Genomic DNA, 24,308 nt, shown 5'->3' on the forward strand with positions numbered 1-24,308 from the left:
GTTGTCACCAATGTCGCATCAATCTGATTTGATCAGCGAGGACATCCTCGCCTACCTGGGCCAGCACGAGCGCAAGGAAATGTTGCGCTTCCTGACCTGCGGCAACGTCGACGACGGCAAGAGCACCCTGATCGGGCGCCTGCTGCACGACTCCAAGATGATCTACGAAGATCACCTGGAAGCCATCACCCGCGATTCGAAGAAGGTCGGCACCACCGGTGACGACATCGACCTGGCCTTGCTGGTCGATGGCCTGCAGGCCGAGCGTGAGCAGGGCATCACCATCGATGTCGCGTACCGCTACTTCTCCACCGCCAAGCGCAAATTCATCATCGCCGACACCCCCGGCCATGAGCAGTACACCCGCAACATGGCCACCGGTGCATCCACCTGTGACCTGGCGATCATCCTGGTGGACGCGCGCTATGGCGTGCAGACCCAGACCCGTCGCCACAGCTTCATTGCCTCGTTGCTGGGCATCAAGCACATCGTGATCGCCATCAACAAGATGGACCTCAACGGCTTCGACGAGCGCGTGTTCGAGCAGATCAAGGCCGACTACCTGAAGTTCGCCGATGGCATCGCCTTCAAGCCGAGCACCATGGCGTTCGTGCCGATGTCGGCCCTCAAGGGCGACAATGTGGTGAACAAGAGCGAGCGCTCGCCTTGGTACACCGGCCAGTCCCTGATGGAGATTCTCGAGACTGTCGAGATCGCCAACGATCGCAACTACACCGACCTGCGTTTCCCGGTGCAGTACGTCAACCGTCCGAACCTGAACTTCCGCGGGTTTGCCGGCACCCTGGCCAGCGGCATTGTGCACAAGGGCGACGAAGTCGTGGTGCTGCCGTCGGGCAAGAGCAGCCGCGTCAAATCCATCGTCACCTTCGAAGGTGAACTGGAACACGCAGGCCCCGGCCAGGCCGTGACCCTGACCATGGAAGACGAGATCGACATCTCCCGTGGCGACTTGCTGGTGCATGCCGACAACGTGCCGCAAGTCACCGACGCTTTTGACGCCATGCTGGTGTGGATGGCTGAAGAGCCGATGCTGCCGGGCAAGAAATACGACATCAAGCGTGCCACCAGCTACGTACCGGGCTCCATCACCAGCATCGTGCACCGTGTGGACGTGAACACCCTGGCCGAAGGCCCGGCAAGTGCTCTGCAATTGAACGAGATCGGCCGGGTCAAGGTCAGCCTTGACGCCGCCATTGCGCTGGACGGCTATGCGAGCAACCGCACCACCGGCGCGTTTATCGTCATCGACCGTTTGACCAACGGCACCGTGGCCGCAGGCATGATCATCGCACCGCCCGTGACCCACGGCAGTGCGGCGCAGCATGGCAAGTTGGCCCACGTGTCCACCGAAGAGCGCGCGCAGCGTTTCGGTCAGCAGCCTGCCACCGTGTTGTTCAGCGGCCTGTCAGGCGCAGGTAAAAGCACCTTGGCCTACGCGGTTGAGCGCAGGCTGTTCGACATGGGCCGTGCAGTGTTCGTACTGGATGGCCAGAACCTGCGTCACGACCTCAACAAAGGCCTGCCGCAGGACCGTGTCGGGCGTACCGAGAACTGGCGTCGTGCGGCGCATGTCGCGCGCCAGTTCAACGAAGCCGGCCTGCTGACCCTGGCCGCGTTCGTTGCACCGGACGCCGAAGGGCGTGAACAGGCCAAGGCGCTGATCGGTGCCGATCGCTTGCTGACGGTCTACGTGCAGGCATCGCCGCTGGTGTGCGCTGAGCGTGATCCGCAAGGGTTGTACGCGGCGGGTGGGGATAATATCCCGGGCGAGTCGTTCCCTTACGACGTGCCGTTGAATGCCGACCTGGTGATCGACACCCAGGCACTGTCCCTGGAAGACAGCGTCAAGCAAGTGCTGGAGCTGTTGCGTCAGCGCGGCGCGATCTAATTCAAGATCGAGCGCGGTCAACTGTGAGAGGGGGCTTGCCCCCGATAGCGGTGGGTCAGTAAAGCATGTACTGACTGACACACTGCCATCGGGGGCAAGCCCCCTCCCACATTTTGATCAATGTTTGTCTGGGTATTCGGTGTGGAGCCTGTCCAGCAGCGCATCCTTGTCTTCCCATAGCGTGTTGATCCAACCCTGGAACGCCGTCCTGTATTCCCCATCCTGCTCATAATTCTTGCCAATGAACTCGGCCGGAATCGGCACCTCTTCAAACTGCACCACCACGTCCTGCACATTCCCGCACAGCAAGTCCCAATATCCTGGGCGTCCGGCGGGATAGTGGATGGTCACGTTGACCAGTGACTTCAACTGTTCACCCATGGCATCCAGGACAAATGCGATACCACCGGCCTTGGGCTTGAGCAGGTAGCGAAACGGCGAGTTCTGCTGCGCGTGCTTGCCCGGCGTAAAGCGCGTGCCTTCGGCAAAGTTGAAAATACCTACCGGGTTGTCACGAAACTTCGCGCAGGTCTTGCGGGTGGTTTCCAGGTCTTTGCCTTTCTTCTCCGGGTGTTTTTCCAGGTAGGCCTTGGTGTAGCGCTTCATGAAAGGAAAACCCAGCGCCCACCACGCCAGGCCAATCACCGGCACCCAGATCAGTTCCTGCTTGAGGAAAAACTTGAGCGGGCGAATCCGTCGATTGAGCACGTATTGCAGCACCATGATGTCGACCCAGCTCTGGTGGTTGCTGGTCACCAGGTACGAGTGCTGGTAGTCCAGGCCTTCAAGGCCTTCAAGGCCTTTAAGGTGCCAACGGGTGCGGCGCACCAGGTTCATCCAACCCTTGTTGTTGGTTACCCAGGCTTCATGGGTGTGGTTCATCAGCCACTCGCTGAAGCGCTTGGCGAACGGCAGCGCCTTGAACAGCGCGACGACAAACAGGAACGAACACAACAGGATCGTATTCAGCGCCAACAACAGCGAAGCGATCACCCCGCGCGCGGCGGCAGGTAGAAAATCCAGCATTTAGATATCCATAGGTCGGTTGGCGGCTTGAATCGCCGTCAGGGCGATGGTGTACACGATGTCATCCACTTGGGCGCCGCGCGGCAGGTCATTCACCGGCTTGCGCAGGCCTTGGAGCATCGGCCCCAGGCTGACGCAATCGGCGCTGCGTTGTACCGCCTTGTGGGTGGTGTTGCCGGTGTTCAGGTCGGGGAATACGAACACGGTGGCCTTGCCGGCTACCAGGCTGTCGGGCGCCAGTTGCCGGGCGACGTTTTCGTTGGCGGCGGCGTCGTATTGCAACGGGCCGTCGATCAGCAGCGAGCTTTGCTGTTCGTGGGCGAGCAGGGTGGCTTCGCGGACTTTTTCCACTTCTTCGCCGCTGGCCGAGTCACCGCTGGAATAGCTGATCATCGCCACCCGCGGGGTGATACCGAACGCGGCCGCCGATTCAGCGCTTTGCAGGGCGATTTCCGCCAGCTCGGCAGCGCTTGGGTGCGGGTTCATCACGCAGTCGCCGTACACCAGCACTTGTTCGGGGAACAGCATGAAGAACACTGACGACACCAAGGTGCAGCCCGGCGCGGTCTTGATCAGTTGCAGGGCCGGGCGAATAGTGTTGGCGGTGGAGTGGATAACCCCGGAAACCAGGCCGTCCACTTCGTCCAGGGCCAGCATCATGGTGGCGATTACCACGGTGTCTTCCAGTTGCTGCTCGGCCATCGGTGCGTTGAGGCTTTTGCTCTTGCGCAACGCCACCATCGGTTCGACATAGCGTTGGCGGATCAGGTCCGGGTCGAGAATCTCCAGGCCTTCGGGCAATTCAATGCCTTGGGCGCGGGCGACCGCTTCCACGTCAGCCGGCTTGGCCAGCAGCACACAGCGGGCGATGCCCCGGGCCTGGCAGATGGCGGCGGCTTGGACGGTCAATGGCTCGCTGCCCTCGGGCAGCACAATGCGTTTGTTGGCCGCCTGGGCGCGTTGGATCAACTGGTAGCGGAACACCGCCGGCGACAGGCGCATCTCCCGTGGCGTGCCGCAACGCTGGTGCAGCCAGCGCGCATCGAGGTGGCTGGCGACGAAATCGGTGATGATCTCCGCGCGCTCGCGGTCATCGATGGGGATTTCCTTGTTGAGGTTGTTGAGCAGGTTGGCGGTTTCGTAGGAACCGGTACTCACCGACAAAACCGGCAGCCCAGCCTGGAACGCGCCGCGGCACAGATCCATGATGCGCGGGTCGGGCAGGGTATCGCTGGTCAGCAGCAGGCCGGCCAGGGGCACGCCGTTGATCGCGGCCAGGCTGACGGCGAGGATGATGTCGTCACGGTCGCCGGGGGTTACCACCAGTACCCCGGGCTTGAGCAGCTCCACGGTGTTACGCATGGTGCGCGCGCAGATGATGATCTTGGTCATGCGCCGGGTTTCGTAGTCGCCGGCATTGAGGATTTGCGCGCCCATCAGGTCGGCCACGTCGCGGGTGCGCGGCGCGTTGAGTTCCGGCTGGTAGGGGATGCAGCCCAGCAGGCGGAAATCGCCGCTGCGCAATAACGGCGAATGTTCTTTCAGGCGGGCCGAGAAGGCCTCCATGCTTTCGTCGGTGCGCACCTTATTCAGGATCACGCCGAGGACTTTCGGGTCTTTCGGGCCACCGAACAACTGGGCCTGCAATTCCACGCGGCCGGAGAGTTCGGTGAGTACTTCATTTTCCGGAGCGGAAACCAGGATCACCTCCGCATCCAGGCTCTTGGCCAGGTGCAGGTTGACCCGGGCCGCGTAGCTGGCGCTGCGGGTCGGCACCATGCCTTCGACGATCAGCACGTCCTTGCCCACGGCAGCCTGTTGGTAAAGGGTGATGATTTCTTCAAGCAACTCGTCGAGCTGGCCATCGCCGAGCATGCGCTCTACGTGGGCCAGGCCGAGAGGTTGGGGCGGTTTCAGGCCGTGGGTGCGGGCCACCAGTTCGGTGGAACGCTCGGGGCCGGTATCGCCGGGGTGCGGCTGGGCAATCGGCTTGAAGAACCCGACTTTCAGCCCGGCCCGCTCAAGGGTACGCACCAGCCCGAGGCTGATGGAGGTCAGACCCACACCAAAATCGGTGGGCGCGATAAAAAAAGTCTGCATGCGAATTCTCTGGAGGTGCATGGCTTCGGTGGCGCTCTATGGTTGAGTGCCTACCGGGAATCAGGCGCCAAGGTTATCGTTATTCGCGCTCCTGCGCACACCAGCCGCAGGCAAAGGGCTGGCCTATTTTTTCAAGGCGTTGCGTGGGCTCCAGCACCCAGACACGAGACTGCCAGGGCGGCTGGTGGCGCAGGTGCTGGGTGTGTCCACAGGACAGCTCGGCAACCCAGTGCAGGTCGTCGTCCTGGTGGAATCCGGTGATGAACGAGGCCGTTGATCGGTCCCGTCCGTCCGGGTTCTGTTCGCTTTCGGGCAAATCCTTGTTTAGACTTGTCCGTTCTTCATTCTTATGCAAAAGGTCTCGCCCCATGACGATCGCCGCTAACAAGGCTGTCTCCATCGACTATACCCTGACCAACGACGCTGGTGAGGTCATCGACAGCTCAGCCGGCGGCGCGCCGCTGGTCTACCTGCAAGGCGCAGGTAATATCATCCCGGGCCTGGAAAAGGCGCTGGAAGGCAAACAGGTTGGTGATGAACTGACCGTGGCCGTAGAGCCTGAAGATGCCTACGGCGAATACTCCGCCGAACTGGTCAGCACCCTGAGCCGCAGCATGTTCGAAGGCGTCGACGAGTTGGAAGTGGGCATGCAGTTCCACGCTTCCGCGCCGGACGGCCAAATGCAGATCGTCACCATCCGTGATCTGGACGGCGACGATGTGACTGTCGACGGCAACCACCCCCTGGCAGGCCAGCGCCTGAACTTCCAAGTGAAGATCGTCGCCATCCGCGACGCTTCCCAGGAAGAAGTGGCTCACGGCCACGTCCACGGTGAAGGCGGTCACCACCACTGATTGATGCACTGATCAGGTGGTAGCAAAAATGCCCCGACTGGTTCGGGGCGTTTTTTTGCCCGGAATTCCCCGTTTTTTTGGCTAGCGGGCTTGCCACAGATCACGGCCAGGACTTTTCAGGCACAAACAAAAATGCCCCGGACCTTTCGGTACGGGGCATTTCTTAACTGTTACGCAACCGGGGTTACGTGGCAGTTCTTACCACTTAGGCTGCTGCAGCAACGCTCAGAGCCTTGATGTGGCCATTCAGGCGGCTCTTATGACGAGCGGCCTTGTTCTTGTGGATGATGCCTTTATCGGCCATACGGTCGATAACCGGCACTGCCAGAACGTAAGCAGCTTGGGCTTTTTCAGCGTCTTTGGTGTCGATGGCTTTAACTACATTCTTGATGTAGGTACGAACCATGGAACGCAGGCTGGCGTTGTGGCTGCGACGCTTCTCAGCCTGTTTTGCACGTTTTTTGGCGGAAGGTGTGTTGGCCACCGTCGAGCTCCTCGAAAGACTTTTTAGGAAATAGCAAACAAAATAGGCCGCGAATCATGCCGATGACTTGATGGGTTGTCAAGGGCGGCTGATGCGAACTGCTGAGTGGTCGATCTGAAGAGGCGGGTGATTTATTTCCGGCGCTTGACCTGTAAACTCGCGAGCTTTGGCTCTGTGCTGTTGCAGGCGCGCAGTATCGCATATGTAGGCGCTTAGTTCGCCTGCTCTTTATCTATAGGCGCAAACTCTTTCAATGAATCTGCTCAAATCGTTGGCCGCCGTCAGCTCTATCACGATGATCTCCCGGGTTTTGGGGTTTGTGCGTGACACCCTGCTGGCGCGCATTTTTGGCGCCAGCATGGCCACGGATGCCTTCTTTATAGCGTTTAAGCTGCCCAACCTGCTGCGGCGAATCTTCGCCGAGGGCGCATTTTCCCAGGCGTTCGTGCCGATCCTGGCTGAATACAAGACCCAGCAGGGCGAGGAGGCGACCCGTACCTTTATTGCCTACGTCTCCGGCCTGCTCACCCTGGTATTGATGCTGGTGACCATCGCCGGCATGCTCGCCGCCCCCTGGGTGATCTGGGCGACGGCGCCCGGTTTCGCCAACACCCCGGAAAAATTCGCGCTGACCACTGATCTGTTGCGCGTGACCTTTCCTTATATATTGCTGATCTCCCTATCCTCCCTGGCCGGGGCGATCCTCAATACCTGGAATCGTTTCTCGGTGCCGGCCTTCGTGCCGACCCTGCTGAACGTCAGCATGATTATCTTCGCGCTGTTCCTTACGCCGTACTTCGATCCGCCGGTCATGGCCCTGGGCTGGGCGGTCCTGGCAGGCGGGCTGGCGCAATTGCTGTACCAACTGCCGCACCTGAAAAAGATCGGCATGCTCGTCCTGCCGCGCCTGAACCTCAAGGACACAGGCGTCTGGCGCGTAATGCGCAACATGTTGCCGGCGATCCTCGGTGTGTCGGTCAGTCAGATTTCCCTGATCATCAACACCGCGTTTGCCTCGCTGCTGGTCTCCGGCTCGGTGTCGTGGATGTACTACGCCGATCGTCTGATGGAACTGCCGTCCGGCGTGCTTGGCGTTGCCCTGGGCACGATTTTGCTGCCGACCCTGGCGCGTACCTACGCCAGCAAGGATCGCCAGGAGTACTCGCGCATTCTCGACTGGGGGCTGCGCCTGTGTTTCGTCCTGGTGTTGCCGTGCTCCCTGGCGCTGGGAATCCTGGCTGAGCCGCTGACGGTGTCGCTGTTCCAGTACGGGCAATTCGATGCACACGACGCCCTGATGACCCAGCATGCGTTGATTGCCTACTCCGTCGGCCTGCTCGGCATTATCGTGATCAAAGTGCTGGCGCCGGGTTTCTACGCCCAGCAAAACATCCGCACGCCGGTGAAGATTGCAATCTTCACGCTGATCGTCACGCAACTGCTCAACCTGGTATTCATCGGCCCGCTGGCCCACGCCGGTCTTGCCTTGGCGATCAGCGCCGGTGCCTGTATCAATGCGGGCCTGCTGTTTTATCAACTGCGTAAGCAGCAGATGTTCCAACCGCAGCCGGGCTGGGGGATGTTTGCGCTCAAGTTGCTGGTAGCGGTGGCGATGATGTCGGCCGTGCTGCTCGGGCTGATGCACATCATGCCCGCCTGGGATCAAGGCCATATGTTGGAGCGCTTCGTGCGCCTTGGCGTACTTGTCGTCGCCGGTGTGGTGGTGTACTTCGGGATGTTGCTGCTGCAGGGCTTCCGCCTGCGGGATTTCAATCGCAAGTCGCTGGGATAGAGACTTTGCCGTGATAAAACGATTGTTTTATCGATTCGACCCATTTGGCCTGCGCTGTTGCCTGTGATCCGGGGCCGGGTGTGGTTATAATCGACCACTTTATGAGCAAGAAGCGCGTTATGCAGCTGGTTCGAGGTCTCCACAACCTGCGCCCCCAGCATCGGGGCTGCGTCGCCACTATTGGCAACTTTGACGGTGTTCACCGTGGCCACCAGGCTATCCTGGCAAGGCTGCGCGAGCGTGCGGTCGAGTTGGGCGTGCCCAGCTGCGTGGTGATTTTTGAGCCGCAGCCGCGGGAATACTTTACCCCGGAAACGGCACCGGCCCGTCTGGCCCGCCTTCGGGACAAGCTGCAACTGCTGGCCGACGAAGGTGTGGACCGCGTCCTCTGCCTGGCCTTCAACCAGCGTTTGCAGAGCCTCAGCGCCGCTGAGTTTGTCGACCGTATCCTGGTCGATGGCCTGGGCGTACAGCATTTGGAGGTCGGCGACGACTTCCGTTTCGGTTGTGACCGGGTCGGCGATTTCGATTTCCTGCAACACGCCGGTGTCACCCAGGGGTTTACCGTCGAAGCCGCGCAAACCGTCGAACTGGATGGCCTGCGCGTGAGCAGCACCCAGGTGCGTAATGCCCTGGCCGCTGCCGACTTCGCCTTGGCCGAGCGTCTGCTCGGTCGCCCGTTCCGCATTGCCGGGCGGGTATTGCACGGCCAGAAGCTGGCGCGCCAACTGGGTACGCCAACTGCCAACGTGCAACTCAAGCGCCGTCGTGTGCCGCTGACCGGGGTTTACCTGGTGAGCGTCGATATCGACGGCCAATCGTGGCCGGGAGTCGCCAATATAGGTGTCAGGCCCACGGTTGCAGGTGATGGCAAGGCCCACCTGGAAGTTCACCTTTTGGATTTTGCCGGTGATCTGTATGACCGGCGTTTGACGGTGGTTTTCCACCAGAAGCTGCGTGAAGAGCAGCGTTTCGCCTCCCTGGAGGCGTTGAAAACGGCGATCAATGCGGATGTCGCCGCCGCCCGTGCACTAGCCGCACCTAGCGCCCATCGCTAACCGAAGAGCCTTAAATGACCGACTATAAAGCCACGCTAAACCTTCCGGACACCGCCTTCCCAATGAAGGCCGGCCTGCCACAGCGCGAACCGCAGATCCTGCAGCGCTGGGACAGTATTGGCCTGTACGGAAAGTTGCGCGAAATTGGCAAGGATCGTCCGAAATTCGTTCTGCACGACGGCCCTCCTTACGCCAACGGCACGATTCACATCGGTCATGCGCTGAACAAGATTCTCAAGGACATGATCATCCGTTCGAAAACCCTTTCGGGTTTCGACGCGCCTTATGTTCCGGGTTGGGACTGCCATGGCCTGCCGATCGAACACAAAGTCGAAGTGACCTACGGCAAGAACCTGGGCGCCGACAAGACCCGCGAGCTGTGCCGCGCCTACGCCACCGAGCAGATCGAAGGGCAGAAGTCCGAATTCATCCGCCTGGGCGTGCTGGGCGATTGGGACAACCCGTACAAGACCATGAACTTCAAGAACGAGGCCGGTGAAATCCGCGCCTTGGCCGAAATCGTCAAGGGCGGTTTCGTGTTCAAGGGCCTCAAGCCCGTGAACTGGTGCTTTGACTGCGGTTCGGCCCTGGCTGAAGCGGAAGTCGAGTACGAAGACAAGAAGTCCTCGACCATCGATGTGGCCTTCCCGGTTGCCGACGACGTCAAGCTCGCCGAGGCCTTCGGCCTGTCGAGCCTGGCCAAGCCTGCCGCCATCGTGATCTGGACCACCACCCCGTGGACCATTCCGGCCAACCAGGCGCTGAACGTGCACCCGGAGTTCACCTACGCCCTGGTGGACGTTGGTGATCGCCTGCTGGTGCTGGCTGAAGAAATGGTCGAGGCCTGCCTGGCCCGCTACGAGCTGCAAGGCTCGGTGATTGCTACCACGACCGGCTCTGCGCTGGAACTGATCAACTTCCGTCATCCGTTCTACGACCGCCTGTCGCCGGTGTACCTGGCTGACTACGTCGAGCTGGGTTCCGGTACCGGCGTGGTTCACTGCTCGCCTGCCTATGGCGTGGACGACTTCGTCATCTGCAAGAAGTACGGCCTGGTGAACGATGACATCATCAACCCGGTGCAAAGCAATGGCGTATATGCGTCTTCGCTGGAGTTCTTCGGTGGCCAGTTCATCTTCAAGGCCGACCAGGCGATCATCGACAAGCTGCGCGAAGTCGGCGCACTCATGCAAACCGCGACTATCCAACACAGCTATATGCACTGCTGGCGCCACAAGACCCCGCTGATCTACCGCGCCACCGCGCAGTGGTTCATCGGCATGGACAAAGAGCCCGCCAGCGGCGACACCCTGCGTGTGCGCTCGCTCAAAGCCATCGAAGACACCAAGTTCGTCCCGGCCTGGGGCCAGGCGCGCCTGCACTCGATGATCGCCAATCGTCCAGACTGGTGCATCTCCCGCCAGCGCAACTGGGGTGTGCCGATCCCGTTCTTCCTGAACAAGGAAAGCGGCGAACTGCACCCTCGCACCGTCGAACTGATGGAAACCGTGGCTCAACGCGTTGAACAGGAAGGCATCGAAGCCTGGTTCAAGCTGGATGCCGCCGAGCTGCTGGGTGACGAAGCGCCGCTGTACGACAAGATCAGCGACACCCTCGACGTGTGGTTCGACTCCGGTACCACCCACTGGCACGTATTGCGCGGCTCGCACCCGATGGGCCACGAGAACGGCCCACGTGCGGACCTGTACCTGGAAGGCTCGGACCAGCACCGTGGCTGGTTCCACTCCTCGTTGCTGACGGGTTGCGCCATCGACGACCACGCCCCGTACCGCGAACTGCTGACCCACGGTTTCACCGTCGACGAGACGGGCCGCAAGATGTCCAAGTCGCTGAAGAATGTGATCGAACCGAAAAAGATCAACGACACCTTGGGTGCCGACATCATGCGTCTGTGGGTAGCCTCGACCGATTACTCGGGCGAGATCGCCGTGTCGGACCAGATCCTGGCCCGCAGCGCCGATGCCTACCGTCGTATCCGCAATACCGCACGCTTCATGCTGTCGAACCTGACCGGTTTCAACCCGGCCACCGACATCCTGCCGGCCGAGGACATGCTCGCCCTGGACCGTTGGGCCGTGGACCGTACACTGTTGCTGCAGCGCGAGCTGCAGGAGCACTACGGCGAATACCGCTTCTGGAACGTGTACTCGAAGATCCACAATTTCTGCGTGCAGGAACTGGGTGGTTTCTACCTCGATATCATCAAGGACCGCCAGTACACCACCGGCGCCAACAGCAAGGCGCGCCGTTCGGCGCAGACCGCGCTGTACCACATCAGCGAAGCGCTGGTGCGCTGGATCGCACCGATCCTGGCCTTCACCGCCGACGAACTGTGGGAGTACCTGCCGGGCGAGCGTAACGAGTCCGTGATGCTCAACACCTGGTATGAAGGCCTGACCGAACTGCCGGCCGACTTCGAGCTGGGTCGCGAGTACTGGGAAGGCGTGATGGCCGTGAAGGTCGCGGTGAACAAGGAACTGGAAGTCCAGCGTGCGGCCAAGGCCGTCGGTGGCAACCTGCAGGCCGAAGTCACCCTGTTTGCCGAGGAAAGCCTGACCGCCGACCTGGCCAAGCTGAGCAACGAACTGCGCTTCGTGTTGATCACGTCCACCGCCAGCCTGGCACCCTTTGCCCAGGCTCCAGCGGATGCCGTGGCCACCGAAGTACCGGGCCTCAAGCTCAAAGTGGTCAAGTCGGCGTTCCCTAAGTGCGCCCGTTGCTGGCACTGTCGTGAAGACGTTGGCGTAAACCCCGAGCATCCGGAAATCTGCGGTCGTTGCGTCGACAACATCAGCGGTGCTGGCGAGGTTCGCCACTATGCCTGATGCAGCGGATCGTTTCGGACGCCTGGGCTGGCTCGTACTGAGCGTGCTGGTACTGGTCATCGACCAGGTCAGCAAGGCTCATTTCGAGGGTTCCCTGGAGATGTTCCAGCAGATCGTGGTAATTCCGGATTACTTCAGCTGGACCCTGGCCTACAACACCGGCGCCGCCTTCAGTTTCCTCGCTGACAGCGGTGGCTGGCAGCGCTGGCTGTTCGCCCTGATTGCCGTGGTGGTCAGTGCGGTGCTGGTGGTCTGGCTCAAGCGCCTGGGCCGCGATGACACCTGGCTGGCGATCGCCTTGGCCCTGGTGCTGGGCGGCGCGCTGGGCAACTTGTACGACCGCATTGCCCTGGGCCATGTGATCGACTTCATTCTGGTGCACTGGCAGAACCGCTGGTACTTCCCGGCGTTCAACTTTGCCGACAGCGCCATCACCGTCGGTGCAATCATGCTGGCGCTGGATATGTTCAAGAGTAAGAAAACCGGAGAGACCGTCAATGACTGATCAGGTATTGGCTGAACAACGTATCGGCCAGAACACGGAAGTCACTTTGCATTTCGCACTGCGCCTGGAGAATGGCGACACGGTCGACAGCACGTTCGACAAAGCCCCGGCGACCTTCAAGGTGGGTGATGGCAACCTGCTGCCGGGTTTCGAAGCGGCCCTGTTCGGTTTCAAGGCCGGCGACAAGCGCAACCTGCAGATCCTGCCGGAAAACGCCTTTGGCCAGCCAAACCCGCAAAACGTGCAGATCATCCCGCGTTCGCAGTTCCAGGATATGGAGCTGTCGGAAGGCCTGCTGGTGATCTTCAACGATGCGGCGAACACCGAGTTGCCTGGTGTGGTCAAGGCTTTCGATGATGCGCAGGTAACCATCGACTTCAATCACCCGTTGGCCGGTAAAACCTTGACGTTCGACGTTGAAATCATCGACGTTAAAGCAATCTGATCAACGACACACAATCATGTGTGGAGTGGGCTTGTGTGGGAGGGGGCTTGCCCCCGATAGCGGTGGTTCAGTCAAAGTTTGTCTACTGACCCACCGCCATCGGGGGCAAGCCCCCTCCCACCTATGATCTTCATTGTCGTTTGGGTCAGCGTCACGCCTGACCCAAAATAGCCGCAAGACACGAGGCACCGCATGCAAATCAAACTCGCCAACCCCCGTGGCTTCTGCGCTGGCGTGGACCGGGCGATCGAAATCGTCAATCGCGCCCTGGAAGTCTTCGGACCGCCGATTTACGTACGCCATGAAGTGGTCCACAACAAATTCGTGGTCGAAGACCTGCGCGCTCGCGGCGCGATCTTTGTCGAAGAGCTGGACCAGGTGCCGGACGACGTCATCGTCATCTTCAGCGCCCACGGGGTCTCCCAGGCGGTGCGTACTGAAGCTGCCGGGCGTGGCCTGAAAGTCTTCGATGCCACCTGCCCGCTGGTGACCAAGGTTCACATCGAAGTTGCGCGCTACAGCCGCGACGGCCGTGAGTGCATCCTGATCGGCCATGCTGGTCATCCGGAAGTCGAAGGCACCATGGGCCAGTATGACGGCAGCAATGGTGGTGCGATCTACCTGGTGGAGGACGAAAAGGACGTCGCCAGCTTGCAGGTGCACAACCCTGAACGCTTGGCCTTCGTGACCCAGACCACCTTGTCCATGGACGACACCAGTCGCGTGATCGATGCCCTGCGCACACGTTTCCCGTCGATTGGCGGTCCACGCAAGGATGATATCTGCTACGCCACGCAAAACCGCCAGGATGCGGTCAAGCAATTGGCTGATGAGTGCGACGTGGTGTTGGTCGTTGGCAGCCCCAACAGCTCCAACTCCAATCGGCTGCGTGAGCTGGCCGAGCGGATGGCGACCCCGGCGTACCTGATCGATGGTGCCGAAGACATGCAGCGCAGTTGGTTCGACGGTGTCGAGCGGATCGGCATCACGGCGGGCGCTTCGGCGCCGGAAGTCCTGGTGCGTGGTGTGATCCAGCAGTTGCAGGCCTGGGGTGCCACGGGTGCCGATGAGCTCGCCGGACGTGAAGAGAACATCACTTTCTCCATGCCCAAGGAGCTGCGGGTTCGCTCGCTGCTCTGAGTCCCAGGGTGGCGGCGTAGCCCCGGCACAAGGCCTGCTCGGTTTTATCGCTGCGCAGGCTGATGCGTCCGCTGGGCGCCAGTACCACCTGGAACAGGCTCTGTGCCTGATCCGTCGCACACACATGGACGGTGCCGGCACGGAATCCCCCGCCTGCAAACACAGGCTCGCCCAACCCGCTGAAGCGTACTTGGTGCTTGACGGGCCCGTTGCCCACGATCGGTACGCGTCCACTGTCCTGGCGCTCCAGTAATACGGGGTTTTTGTTGTCCAGGTGCCCGCGCCCGCTCACATCCACGATCACCCGCCACCCTCGACTCCAGTCGTCGTCCATCGCATGAATGATCACCGCTCGGTTGCGTGCGATGGCTTCGGTGCGGGCGTAGCGCATGCCGCCGGCCAAGGATTGCGCTGCGCTGTGCCGCTGCTGTGACTCAAGCAACCCCTTGAAACTTGGCACGGCCAGGTGAGCCAGGACGCCACTTATGATCAGCCCGAGTAGCAGCTCGATCAGGGTAAAGCCGCGTTGTGTCATATGCCGTCCCTCCTTGGACGCGGTAGATAATCAGATGGCAGGCTTAGGTATAGCGCCCTGAAGGGGGCGTTGAATGATGGCTTTTATGTCCAAAGTATTTCCCTATGTTCCGGGAGCAGCACGGTCGAAAAATCGCCGCTAGTCTTTGGCCGCACAGCAGGTTTTTCCTGCTTTTCCCTGGCCTTCGACATGGATGACGACGGTAATGCTTGCTTGCCCTGACGTTTTTCTAACCCCTGCTGCACCCGAGCACCAAACTGGCATGACGCTGATCGAGGTGTTGGTGGCGGTGTTGATACTCGCCGTTGGCCTGCTCGGCGCAGCGGTGGTCCAGCTCAACGCGCTCAAGTACACCGACAGCGCGCGAATGACCAGCCAGGCCAGCTTTATCGCCTACGACATGCTCGACCGTCTTCGCGCCAACTCGGGCGCGGACTATTCGTGGGGGCTGGCCGAACGTGCCCCTTCCGTCACTGCCGGGGCGAGTGTGCGTGACTTGGACTTGCACGACTTCGAAGCCAATATCGTCGGTTTTGCTGGTGAGAGCGGCCAAGGTTCGGTGGTCATGCGCGGCAATGAGGTGATCGTCAGCATCAGTTGGGACGATGGCCGTGGCGCAAACAGCGGTGGCGCGCGGGAAACCTTCACCCTGACCAGTCGCATCGCCAGCGAGCCGCAGGTGGGGCCATGAACCGCGCGGTACGTGGGTTCAGCCTGCTGGAGTTGTTGTTGGCATTGGCGGTCGGGTTGATGCTGGTACTTGGCGTCAGCCAGGTCGCAATCAGCGCTCGATCGACCCAGGCCACTCAGCAGTCAGCCATGCTGATGCAAGACGATGCGCGATTTGCGCTCGGCAAATTGATTCAGGACATTCGCCTGGCGGGCATGTTTGGTTGCCTGGATGCGGGCTTTATCGAGAATGCGCCGCAGGCCTTTGAGCGGCCGATCAGTTGGGCAGGGGCGGGCAGCTCAAGGTCCCTGACGCTGGTTACGGCGGATATTGGTGAAGGCAGCGGGAAGCCGGACTGGACGGTGTTGTCCGACTGCTCCGGTTCCGCCCAGGCCTATTCGGGCACGCCACCGCCCGCTGCACCGGGGCAGATTCGGTTTGGCATACGCCAGGTCACCTACACCTTTGAGTCGGGCCAGATGAAAGTCAGTACGCCAGCATCCCCGGCCAAGGCGGTGCTGGTGGATGGCGTGCAGGCGTTCGATATCAGTTTTGGCATGGCGGACCGACCGGGTTCGACACGCGTGGTGCGGTATGAGTCCAGCCCGCTCGATGCTTCATTGATCCTCAGTGTCCGCATTCTCCTCACGCTGCACGACCCGACGGAGCGCGTGAAGGCTCAAACCTGGAGCGTCGTTGCCGCACTGCGTAACCGGTTGGGGTAGGGCGCTCATGGGGCTTGATAAGCGTGTCGATCTTCGCCAGGCGGGCATGGTGCTGTTGATCAGCCTGGTATTCCTGCTGTTGTTATCCCTGGTGGGCTTGTCTTCGATGCAGGGGGCCGTGTCCCAGCAGAAGATCGCCGGCAGCTTCTGGCATCGCAATCAGTCGCTGCAAAGTGCTGAAAGCGGCCTTCGGCTGGGGGAGACAGCCCTGCGGCGGGCAGGTGGTGCGTGGCCAACATGCACGTCACTCGTGACCTGTGCACCGCCAGGCGAGGCGTCTTCGGTAACTGGCGCTGGGCCTCATCCCGTGTCCGCAGTGACCTGGGTTGCCATGACGGGTGGCCTTTACGCTATTCAATCCCTCGGCCCAGCTGTGGGGCTGGTTCATCTGCCGCCCGAAACCCCGGCAATGCTGTATCGGGTCACGGCTGTAGGGCTCAGCGGTCAATCACGCACTGTGCTGGAGGTGGTGTATGCGCGGGTCGGCGAAGGCAGTGGGGCGCGGTTTCAGCGAGTGTTGTGGCGGCAACTTTACTGAGGAATGGTGTCATGGGCATGGATAGCCGAGGTTTTACCCTGATTGAGTTGTTGATCGCGGTGGCGATCATCGCGTTGCTGGCTGGTATCGCCTACCCCGGGTATACCGGCCATGTCCAAAAGGTTTATCGCGCGGAAATTGTCGCGCTGTTGACTGAACAGGCCCAGCATCTGGAACGCTATTACACGAGGAACGGCACTTTTATTGACGCAAACGGCATCAGTGCCGGCAATGATCGCTATAGAATCAGCGTGGCATTGAACCCTCAGGCGTTCAGCCTGCTAGCCACGCCGGTCGTCGACTCAGTCATGGCGGGTGATCGTTGCGGCGAATTCAGCCTGACCAGTACCGGCGTGCGCAGTAATCCGGGCGCAGCACCTGACATGTCGCGTACGACGTGCTGGGGGCAATGATGAGAGTGTTCGATTGGGCGCCGGGCGCGCTTTTCCCTTTTTATCGGCTGGATCAAATGATGGCTAAGCAGCAAGTGGTGATTGTCGGTGGTGGAGTAATCGGCTTGTTGACGGCGTTCAACCTGGCCACCCAGGGGCGGGCGGTCGTCCTGTTGGAGCGAGCGGGGCTTGGGCAGGAATCTTCCTGGGCGGGCGGCGGTATTGTTTCGCCGTTGTATCCGTGGCGCTACAGCCCGGCGGTCACGGCGTTGGCCCATTGGTCCCAGGATTTTTATCCACAGCTGGCTGAGCGCTTGTTTGCTGATACCGGGGTCGACCCGCAGGTTCACACCACGGGGCTGTACTGGTTGGACTTGGAAGATGAAGCCGAAGCCTTGGCCTGGGCCGCGCGTGAGGGGCGGCCATTGAGCAAGGTGGATGTGTCGGCTGCCCATGATGCGGTCCCGGTGCTGGGTGGCGGCTACTCCCAGGCGATCTACATGGCGAACGTGGCCAATGTGCGTAACCCGCGCTTGATCAAATCGCTCAGGGCCGCGTTGTCGGCGTTGCCTGGGGTGACGATACACGAGCAGTGCGAAGTCGAAGGGTTTGTGCTGGAAGGCGACAAGGTAGTGGGCGTGAACACGGCCACAGGGCCGATTTTCGGTGAGCAGGTCGTGCTTGCGGCCGGCGCCTGGAGCGGGGAGTTGCTCGGCAAGCTGGGCCTGTCGCTGCCTGTGGAGCCGGTTAAGGGCCAGATGATTTTGTACAAGTGCGCGCCTGACTTTTTATCGAGCATGGTGCTGGCCAAGGGGCGTTATGCGATTCCTCGGCGTGACGGGCATATCCTGATAGGCAGCACCCTGGAGCATGAGGGTTTCGATAAAACCCCAACCGAGTCGGCGTTGGAAAGCCTGAAGGCCTCTGCCGTAGAGCTGATTCCAGCCCTGGCGGAGGCTGAAGTGGTAGGCCATTGGGCGGGTTTGCGGCCTGGTTCGCCGGAAGGGATTCCCTACATCGGCGAAGTACCAGGCTTCAAGGGGCTGTGGCTCAATTGCGGGCATTACCGCAATGGCCTGGTGTTGGCGCCGGCGTCCTGTCAGTTGTTTGCCGACTTGCTGCTCAAGCGCACGCCGATCATTGACCCAGCGCCTTACTCCCCAGCAGGTCGGATCAACGCTGGATAGACTTGGGGCCTTGCTCCAGATGCGCCTGGGTGCAGTACCACATCTGTCCGGTGCTCAACGCGCGATCCTTTGGCAAGTGCACGCCGCAGTGAGCGCAACGCACCATCAAGGCTGCATCGGGTTCGCCGGCCCGTTGCTGTCTGGCTGCGGGGCTTTTGAATTTGCGCCAGAACCATACCGCGGCAGCAATGACGGCAATCCAGAACAGTAGACGAAGCATGATGGGCAGTTTCTCGACAAGGAATGTGGCAGTTTAGCCAAGGACGTGGCGGGCGCACAGCGTAATAAATACGCGCCCATAAAAAAGGGAGCCACCAAGGGCTCCCTTTTTGCGTCGTGTCGAACGGTCAGTCGAACACGCCGAAGGTCATGTAGCTGAACCACGAACGATCCTGGTTGTTGCCCAAGGCTTGTGGCGTTTCTTCTTCGATCACATCACCATTTTCGTCATGCGGCTTGAGGTCCGAAGGAATCGCTTCCTTGGCGTCTTGGAACTGCTTCATCACGTCCTGGTTGGCGCGGGTTTCGCCCGGCGGCAGCGGTGGACGGGACTCGATCAGGCCCAAGGTGTACTTGCTCAGCCACGAACGGTTGTCTGCTTCGGCCACTTGAGGCACGAACTGGCCGTCTTTCAGGCTTGGGTGGTCCGGGTAGTTGAGCTTCAGGGTTTCCAGGCTGGTGGCCGCCAGGGCGTCCAGGTGCAGGCGCTGGTAAGCCTCGGTCATCACTGCCAGGCCATCACCCACCGAAGGGGTTTCCTGGAAGTTCTCCACTACATAGCGACCACGGTTGGCGGCGGCAACATAGGCCTGACGGGTCAGGTAGTAGTGGGCAACGTGGATTTCGTAGGAAGCCAGCAGGTTGCGCAGGTAGATCATGCGCTGCTTGGCGTCCGGCGCGTAGCGGCTGTTAGGGTAGCGGCTGGTCAACTGGGCGAACTCGTTGTAGGAGTCGCGGGCAGCGCCAGGGTCACGCTTGGTCATGTCCAGCGGCAGGAAGCGCGCCAGCAGGCCAACGTCCTGGTCGAACGAGGTCAGGCCCTTCATGTAGTAGGCGTAGTCGACGTTCGGGTGCTGGGGGTGCAGGCGGATAAAACGCTCGGCGGCGGACTTGGCGGCTTCCGGCTCGGCGTTCTTGTAGTTGGCGTAGATCAGCTCGAGCTGGGCCTGGTCGGCGTAGCGTCCGAACGGATAGCGCGACTCCAGGGCCTTCAGCTTCGCTGTGGCGCTGGTGTAGCTATTATTGTCCAAGTCTTTTTGAGCTAATTGATACAGCTCGACTTCGCTCAGGTTTTCGTCGACGACTTCCTTTGTTGACGAGCAAGCAGCAGTCATGGCGAGGATGGCGATCAGCAGCAGGTGTTTCACTTGCATGGCGGCTTGCGTCCCTATGACGGCCGCTGTCTTGGGCGGGGCCGTCCTGTTATGATGAGCGCCCCGTTGAAAGCCTCGGGGCAAAAGACGCCGTATTTAACCACAAGCGCGCAGCCGAAACCAAAGGCTGTGCCACGCCTAGTCTGAGCATGTCCGATAAAATTGAACTTCGCGCAGAGGTGCCGTCCGAATTGGGCGGCCAACGCCTCGATCAAGTCGCCGCACAATTATTCGCTGAGCACTCGCGCTCGCGCCTTTCCGCCTGGATCAAAGACGGCCGCCTGACTGTGGATGGAGCGGTTATCCGCCCGCGAGACATAGTGCATGGTGGTGCGATTCTTGAGCTGACTGCCGAGCAGGAAGCCCAGGGAGAATGGGTCGCCCAGGACATCGAGCTGGACATCGTCTATGAAGACGACGACATCCTGGTCATCAACAAACCCGCAGGCCTGGTGGTTCACCCGGCGGCTGGGCACGCTGATGGCACCTTGCTCAATGCCCTGTTGCACCACGTGCCGGACATCATCAACGTCCCGCGCTGTGGCATCGTGCACCGCCTGGACAAGGACACCACCGGCTTGATGGTGGTGGCCAAGACCATTCAGGCGCAAACGCAACTGGTTACACAGTTGCAGAGCCGCAGCGTCAGCCGCATCTACGAATGCATCGTGATCGGCGTCGTGGTGGCGGGTGGCAAGATCAACGCACCCATTGGCCGTCACGGCCAGCAGCGCCAGCGCATGGCGGTGATGGAGGGTGGCAAGCAGGCCGTGAGCCACTACCGTGTGCTGGAGCGTTTCCGCTCCCACACCCATGTGCGGGTCAAGCTGGAAACCGGCCGTACCCACCAGATTCGTGTGCACATGGCCCACATCAACTTCCCGTTGGTCGGCGATCCGGCCTACGGTGGTCGCTTCCGCATTCCGCCAGCGGCCAGTGCCACCATGGTTGAGTCGCTCAAGTCATTCCCGCGCCAGGCGCTGCATGCACGCTTCCTGGAACTGGATCATCCGACGAGCGGTAAGCGGATGAGCTGGGAATCGCCTCTTCCAGACGATCTGGTGTGGCTGTTGTCGCTGCTCAAGCAGGATCGCGAGGCGTTTATCGGATGAGTGACTGGCTGATTCCTGACTGGCCCGCGCCGGCTCAGGTCAAGGCCTGCGTCACCACCCGTGCGGGCGGCGTCAGCCTGGCGCCGTTCGACAGCCTCAACCTGGGCGATCATGTCGAGGACAGCCCTGAGGCGGTGTTCGAAAACCGTCGTCGCCTGACTGAAGCCTTTCATATCCAGCCGGCCTGGCTGCGTCAGGTCCACGGGGTGGTGGTGGTCGAGGCTGACCCGAGCCGTATTGCCGAAGCTGATGGCAGTTGGACCAGTACCCCGGGTATCGCCTGTACGTCCATGACGGCCGATTGTCTGCCTGCGCTGTTCTGCAACCGTGCCGGTACCCGCGTCGCCGCTGCCCATGCCGGCTGGCGTGGCTTGGCGGCGGGCGTCCTGGAGGCGGCTGTCGAAAGCCTGGAAACCGAGCCTGCCGATATCCTGGTGTGGCTGGGCCCCGCGATTGGCCCGCAAGCCTTTGAGGTTGGCCCGGAAGTGCGCGAAGCCTTCGTGCAACAGCTACCGGGTACCGCCGAAGCATTTGTGCCGAGTCGCAACCCTGGCAAGTTCATGGCCGATATCTACCAATTGGCCCGTTTGCGCCTTGCCGCACGCGGTGTCACTGCCATCTACGGTGGCGGTTTCTGCACCGTGACCGATCCCCGCTTCTTTTCCTACCGGCGCAATCCGCGCACCGGTCGATTTGCCTCCCTTATTTGGCTGGAGCGCTAGACTCTTCTGATCTGCGTCAATTGGCCATAGCTTGAATCTCCCAGAATCGGCCACATCTATAAGGCTATCTGGCAGGTTTCTTCATTCAGGATGTGTTACTCGCGAGCATGCTCGCTCATACATAGCTCCGGCCTGCTCAAAAGGAAGGTGACTAATGCGTATTGATCGTTTAACCAGCAAATTGCAGTTGGCCTTATCGGACTCCCAATCCTTGGCGGTCGGTCTCGACCATCCGGCGATTGAGCCTGCGCACTTGATGCAGGCGCTTCTGGAACAGCAAGGTGGTTCTATCAAGCCGCTGCTGATGCAAGTGGGCTTTGACGTCAACAGCCTGCGCAAGGAGTTGAGCAAAGAGCTCGACCAACTGCCGAAAATCCAAAATCCTACCGGCGACGTGAATATGTCGCAGGACTTGGCACGCCTGCTCAACCAGGCTGACCGCCTGGCGCAGCAGAAAGGTGACCAGTTCATCTCCAGCGAGCTGGTGTTGCTCGCCGCGATGGACGAGAACAGCAAGCTCGGCAAGTTGTTGCTGGGCCAGGGCGTGAGCAAGAAAGCCCTGGAAAACGCCATCAACAACCTGCGCGGTGGCGACGCGGTGAACGACCCCAACCATGAGGAGTCGCGCCAGGCACTGGACAAGTACACCGTCGACCTGACCAAGCGTGCCGAAGAGGGCAAGCTGGATCCGGTGATTGGCCGTGACGACGAAATTCGTCGCACCATCCAGGTTCTGCAGCGCCGCACCAAGAACAACCCGGTGCTGATCGGTGAGCCTGGCGTGGGTAAGACCGCGATTGCCGAAGGCCTGGCCCAGCGCATCATCAATGGTGAAGTGCCAGACGGCCTGAAGGGCAAGCGCCTGCTGTCCCTGGACATGGGGTCGTTGATTGCCGGTGCCAAGTTCCGTGGCGAGTTCGAAGAGCGCCTCAAATCCCTGCTGAACGAGCTGTCGAAGCAGGAAGGGCAGATCATTCTGTTCATCGACGAGTTGCACACCATGGTCGGCGCCGGTAAAGGCGAAGGCTCCATGGACGCTGGCAATATGCTCAAGCCCGCGTTGGCCCGGGGTGAGCTGCATTGCGTCGGTGCGACCACGCTTAACGAGTATCGCCAGTACATTGAGAAAGATGCGGCCCTTGAGCGTCGCTTCCAGAAAGTGCTGGTGGAAGAGCCGAGCGAAGAAGACACCATCGCGATCCTGCGTGGCCTGAAAGAACGCTATGAGGTCCACCACAAGGTAGCGATTACCGACGGCGCGATCATTGCGGCGGCCAAATTGAGTCATCGCTATATCACCGACCGTCAGTTGCCGGACAAAGCCATCGACTTGATCGACGAAGCGGCCAGCCGCATTCGCATGGAGATCGACTCCAAGCCGGAAGTACTCGATCGTCTGGATCGGCGCCTGATTCAACTGAAGGTCGAATCCCAGGCCCTGAAAAAGGAAGAAGACGAGGCCGCGAAGAAACGCCTGGAAAAACTCCAGGAAGAAATCCAGCGTCTGGAACGTGAGTATTCGGACCTCGAAGAAATCTGGACCTCGGAAAAAGCCGAAGTGCAGGGGTCTGCGCAGATCCAGCAAAAAATCGAGCAGTCGCGCCAGGAGCTGGAAGCGGCACGCCGCAAGGGCGACCTGAACCGCATGGCGGAGTTGCAGTACGGGGTGATCCCCGACCTGGAGCGCAGCCTGCAAATGGTCGACCAGCACGGCAAGAGCGAAAACCAGTTGCTGCGCAGCAAGGTGACCGAGGAAGAAATTGCCGAAGTCGTCTCGAAGTGGACCGGTATCCCTGTGTCGAAAATGCTCGAAGGCGAGCGCGACAAGCTGATGAAGATGGAAAGCCTGTTGCACCAGCGCGTCATCGGTCAGGAAGAGGCGGTGGTGGCGGTGTCCAACGCGGTACGACGTTCCCGGGCTGGCTTGTCCGACCCGAACCGTCCGAGTGGCTCGTTCATGTTCCTCGGCCCGACCGGTGTGGGTAAGACTGAGCTGTGCAAAGCCCTGGCCGAGTTCCTTTTCGATACCGAAGAGGCCATGGTGCGCATCGATATGTCCGAGTTCATGGAGAAACACTCCGTGGCTCGCCTGATTGGGGCTCCACCAGGCTATGTAGGCTACGAAGAGGGCGGTTACCTGACCGAAGCAGTGCGGCGCAAGCCTTACTCGGTGATCCTGCTGGATGAGGTCGAGAAGGCCCACCCGGATGTGTTCAACATCCTGCTGCAAGTGTTGGAAGATGGCCGCCTGACGGACAGCCACGGGCGTACCGTGGATTTCCGTAATACGGTGATCGTGATGACCTCCAACCTGGGGTCGGTACAGATCCAGGAACTGGTGGGTGATCGCGAAGCCCAGCGCGCTGCGGTGATGGATGCGTTGACCTCGCACTTCCGCCCGGAATTCATCAACCGGGTCGACGAAGTGGTGATCTTCGAGCCTTTGGCGCGGGATCAGATTGCGGGTATCACCGAGATCCAGCTGGGACGCCTGCGCAGCCGCCTGGCCGAGCGCGAGTTGTCGCTGGAGCTGAGCCGCGAGGCGTTGGACAAATTGATCGCGGTCGGTTACGACCCGGTGTATGGCGCACGGCCATTGAAACGTGCGATCCAGCGCTGGATCGAGAACCCACTGGCGCAATTGATCCTGTCGGGCAGCTTCATGCCAGGGACCAGCGTCACGGCGACCGTGGAAAACGACGAAATCGTCTTCCACTGAGCCTTGCCTGTATGGCGATAAGAGGAGGCCCCGCATTGCGGGGCCTTTTTTTTCGTTAGGGCGTTGAACTGTAAGGCAAAGGCTTGTAAAGTGCGCCCCGCAGCAACGTCAGCCCACGGGTTTCTTCTCCCCAAGGAGAAATCAGAAAGAAGCGCAAATCATTGTCTTAAAAGCAA

General features: G+C 60.6%; 23 protein-coding genes. 16 read left to right on the forward strand and 7 right to left on the reverse strand.

Annotated elements, in window-relative coordinates; translation table 11 throughout:
- The first annotated feature begins 10 nt into the window (after positions 1-10).
- Entirely contained in the window at positions 11-1,909 is a 1,899-nt protein-coding gene (cysN, locus tag P2T68_RS05355) for a sulfate adenylyltransferase subunit CysN (protein WP_024073323.1), read from the forward strand.
- A 117-nt stretch (positions 1,910-2,026) separates the two neighbouring features.
- Here cysN and P2T68_RS05360 read toward each other — a convergent pair whose 3' ends face one another.
- The 3 genes from P2T68_RS05360 to P2T68_RS05370 all read right to left on the reverse strand — a co-directional run bounded on the left by P2T68_RS05360 (position 2,027) and on the right by P2T68_RS05370 (position 5,405).
- Complete coding sequence (locus tag P2T68_RS05360) at positions 2,027-2,935, reverse strand: acyltransferase (protein WP_277379128.1); 909 nt, start codon at positions 2,933-2,935, stop codon at positions 2,027-2,029.
- Positions 2,936-5,035 carry a phosphate acetyltransferase gene (gene pta / locus P2T68_RS05365; protein ID WP_024073325.1) on the reverse strand — a complete coding sequence of 700 codons (2,100 nt, stop codon included), beginning with the start codon at positions 5,033-5,035 and terminating at the stop codon, positions 2,936-2,938.
- A 79-nt stretch (positions 5,036-5,114) separates the two neighbouring features.
- Entirely contained in the window at positions 5,115-5,405 is a 291-nt protein-coding gene (locus P2T68_RS05370) for a DUF3565 domain-containing protein (protein ID WP_024073326.1), read from the reverse strand.
- Here P2T68_RS05370 and P2T68_RS05375 point away from each other — a divergent pair.
- Complete coding sequence (locus P2T68_RS05375) at positions 5,404-5,889, forward strand: peptidylprolyl isomerase (RefSeq protein ID WP_012722137.1); 486 nt, start codon at positions 5,404-5,406, stop codon at positions 5,887-5,889. The genes P2T68_RS05370 and P2T68_RS05375 overlap by 2 nt on opposite strands.
- Positions 5,890-6,094: 205 nt before the next feature.
- On the opposite strand, the gene rpsT is transcribed toward P2T68_RS05375, so the two are convergent.
- Complete coding sequence (gene rpsT / locus P2T68_RS05380; protein WP_016976313.1) at positions 6,095-6,373, reverse strand: 30S ribosomal protein S20; 279 nt, start codon at positions 6,371-6,373, stop codon at positions 6,095-6,097.
- 253 nt (positions 6,374-6,626) lie between these two features.
- On the opposite strand from rpsT, the gene murJ reads away from it, so the two are divergent.
- The 6 genes from murJ to ispH all read left to right on the forward strand — a co-directional run bounded on the left by murJ (position 6,627) and on the right by ispH (position 14,159).
- Positions 6,627-8,165, forward strand: a complete 1,539-nt coding sequence (gene murJ, locus P2T68_RS05385; RefSeq protein ID WP_024073327.1) for a murein biosynthesis integral membrane protein MurJ — start codon at positions 6,627-6,629, stop codon at positions 8,163-8,165.
- Between the two features lie 119 nt (positions 8,166-8,284).
- Positions 8,285-9,223 carry a bifunctional riboflavin kinase/FAD synthetase gene (gene ribF, locus P2T68_RS05390; protein ID WP_024073328.1) on the forward strand — a complete coding sequence of 313 codons (939 nt, stop codon included), beginning with the start codon at positions 8,285-8,287 and terminating at the stop codon, positions 9,221-9,223.
- A gap of 14 nt (positions 9,224-9,237) precedes the next feature.
- Entirely contained in the window at positions 9,238-12,069 is a 2,832-nt protein-coding gene (ileS, locus tag P2T68_RS05395) for an isoleucine--tRNA ligase (protein ID WP_102624664.1), read from the forward strand.
- Positions 12,062-12,574, forward strand: a complete 513-nt coding sequence (lspA, locus tag P2T68_RS05400; RefSeq protein WP_024073330.1) for a signal peptidase II — start codon at positions 12,062-12,064, stop codon at positions 12,572-12,574. The genes ileS and lspA overlap by 8 nt, the downstream gene beginning before the upstream one ends.
- 7 nt (positions 12,575-12,581) lie before the next feature.
- Positions 12,582-13,019: an FKBP-type peptidyl-prolyl cis-trans isomerase gene (gene fkpB, locus P2T68_RS05405; protein WP_172831370.1), complete on the forward strand. Its 438-nt coding sequence runs from the start codon at positions 12,582-12,584 to the stop codon at positions 13,017-13,019.
- A gap of 192 nt (positions 13,020-13,211) precedes the next feature.
- Positions 13,212-14,159 (forward strand): 4-hydroxy-3-methylbut-2-enyl diphosphate reductase, encoded by a 948-nt coding sequence (gene ispH / locus P2T68_RS05410; RefSeq protein ID WP_277379129.1) that lies wholly within the window; start codon positions 13,212-13,214, stop codon positions 14,157-14,159.
- Here ispH and P2T68_RS05415 read toward each other — a convergent pair.
- Positions 14,113-14,694 carry a GspH/FimT family protein gene (locus P2T68_RS05415; protein ID WP_024073333.1) on the reverse strand — a complete coding sequence of 194 codons (582 nt, stop codon included), beginning with the start codon at positions 14,692-14,694 and terminating at the stop codon, positions 14,113-14,115. The two genes, ispH and P2T68_RS05415, sit on opposite strands and share 47 nt — an antisense overlap.
- 205 nt (positions 14,695-14,899) lie before the next feature.
- Between P2T68_RS05415 and pilV the strand changes: the two genes are divergently transcribed.
- Genes pilV through thiO form a run of 5 tightly spaced genes read left to right on the forward strand, consistent with a single transcriptional unit; the run spans position 14,900 to position 18,206 of the window.
- Complete coding sequence (gene pilV / locus P2T68_RS05420; RefSeq protein WP_041160836.1) at positions 14,900-15,385, forward strand: type IV pilus modification protein PilV; 486 nt, start codon at positions 14,900-14,902, stop codon at positions 15,383-15,385.
- On the forward strand, positions 15,382-16,089 hold the full coding sequence (locus P2T68_RS05425; RefSeq protein WP_024073335.1) for a prepilin-type N-terminal cleavage/methylation domain-containing protein: 708 nt from the start codon (positions 15,382-15,384) through the stop codon (positions 16,087-16,089). Before pilV ends, P2T68_RS05425 begins: the two co-directional genes overlap by 4 nt.
- A gap of 7 nt (positions 16,090-16,096) precedes the next feature.
- Complete coding sequence (locus P2T68_RS05430) at positions 16,097-16,627, forward strand: PilX N-terminal domain-containing pilus assembly protein (RefSeq protein ID WP_227496846.1); 531 nt, start codon at positions 16,097-16,099, stop codon at positions 16,625-16,627.
- 11 nt (positions 16,628-16,638) lie between these two features.
- The gene (locus P2T68_RS05435) at positions 16,639-17,040 is read left to right on the forward strand and encodes a type IV pilin protein (RefSeq protein WP_024073337.1); all 402 of its coding nucleotides are present in this window, start codon (positions 16,639-16,641) and stop codon (positions 17,038-17,040) included.
- 56 nt (positions 17,041-17,096) lie between these two features.
- Positions 17,097-18,206, forward strand: a complete 1,110-nt coding sequence (thiO, locus tag P2T68_RS05440; RefSeq protein WP_168232464.1) for a glycine oxidase ThiO — start codon at positions 17,097-17,099, stop codon at positions 18,204-18,206.
- Here the strand turns inward: thiO and P2T68_RS05445 are convergent.
- Positions 18,193-18,426, reverse strand: a complete 234-nt coding sequence (locus P2T68_RS05445) for a PP0621 family protein (protein ID WP_024073339.1) — start codon at positions 18,424-18,426, stop codon at positions 18,193-18,195. The genes thiO and P2T68_RS05445 overlap by 14 nt on opposite strands.
- A 127-nt stretch (positions 18,427-18,553) precedes the next feature.
- A complete protein-coding gene (locus P2T68_RS05450; protein ID WP_024073340.1) occupies positions 18,554-19,579 on the reverse strand; it encodes an outer membrane protein assembly factor BamD in 1,026 nt (341 codons plus the stop codon).
- A 149-nt stretch (positions 19,580-19,728) separates the two neighbouring features.
- Here P2T68_RS05450 and rluD point away from each other — a divergent pair, with 149 nt between their 5' ends.
- From rluD to clpB, 3 genes are all read left to right on the forward strand, one after another.
- Positions 19,729-20,691 carry a 23S rRNA pseudouridine(1911/1915/1917) synthase RluD gene (rluD, locus tag P2T68_RS05455; RefSeq protein ID WP_024073341.1) on the forward strand — a complete coding sequence of 321 codons (963 nt, stop codon included), beginning with the start codon at positions 19,729-19,731 and terminating at the stop codon, positions 20,689-20,691.
- Entirely contained in the window at positions 20,688-21,413 is a 726-nt protein-coding gene (pgeF, locus tag P2T68_RS05460) for a peptidoglycan editing factor PgeF (RefSeq protein ID WP_277379130.1), read from the forward strand. The genes rluD and pgeF overlap by 4 nt, the downstream gene beginning before the upstream one ends.
- 154 nt (positions 21,414-21,567) lie before the next feature.
- Entirely contained in the window at positions 21,568-24,132 is a 2,565-nt protein-coding gene (clpB, locus tag P2T68_RS05465; RefSeq protein WP_024073343.1) for an ATP-dependent chaperone ClpB, read from the forward strand.
- Positions 24,133-24,308 lie beyond the last annotated feature (176 nt).

The sequence above is a fragment of the Pseudomonas sp. G11 genome, assembly GCF_029457515.1.
Classification (GTDB): domain Bacteria; phylum Pseudomonadota; class Gammaproteobacteria; order Pseudomonadales; family Pseudomonadaceae; genus Aquipseudomonas; species Aquipseudomonas gorinensis.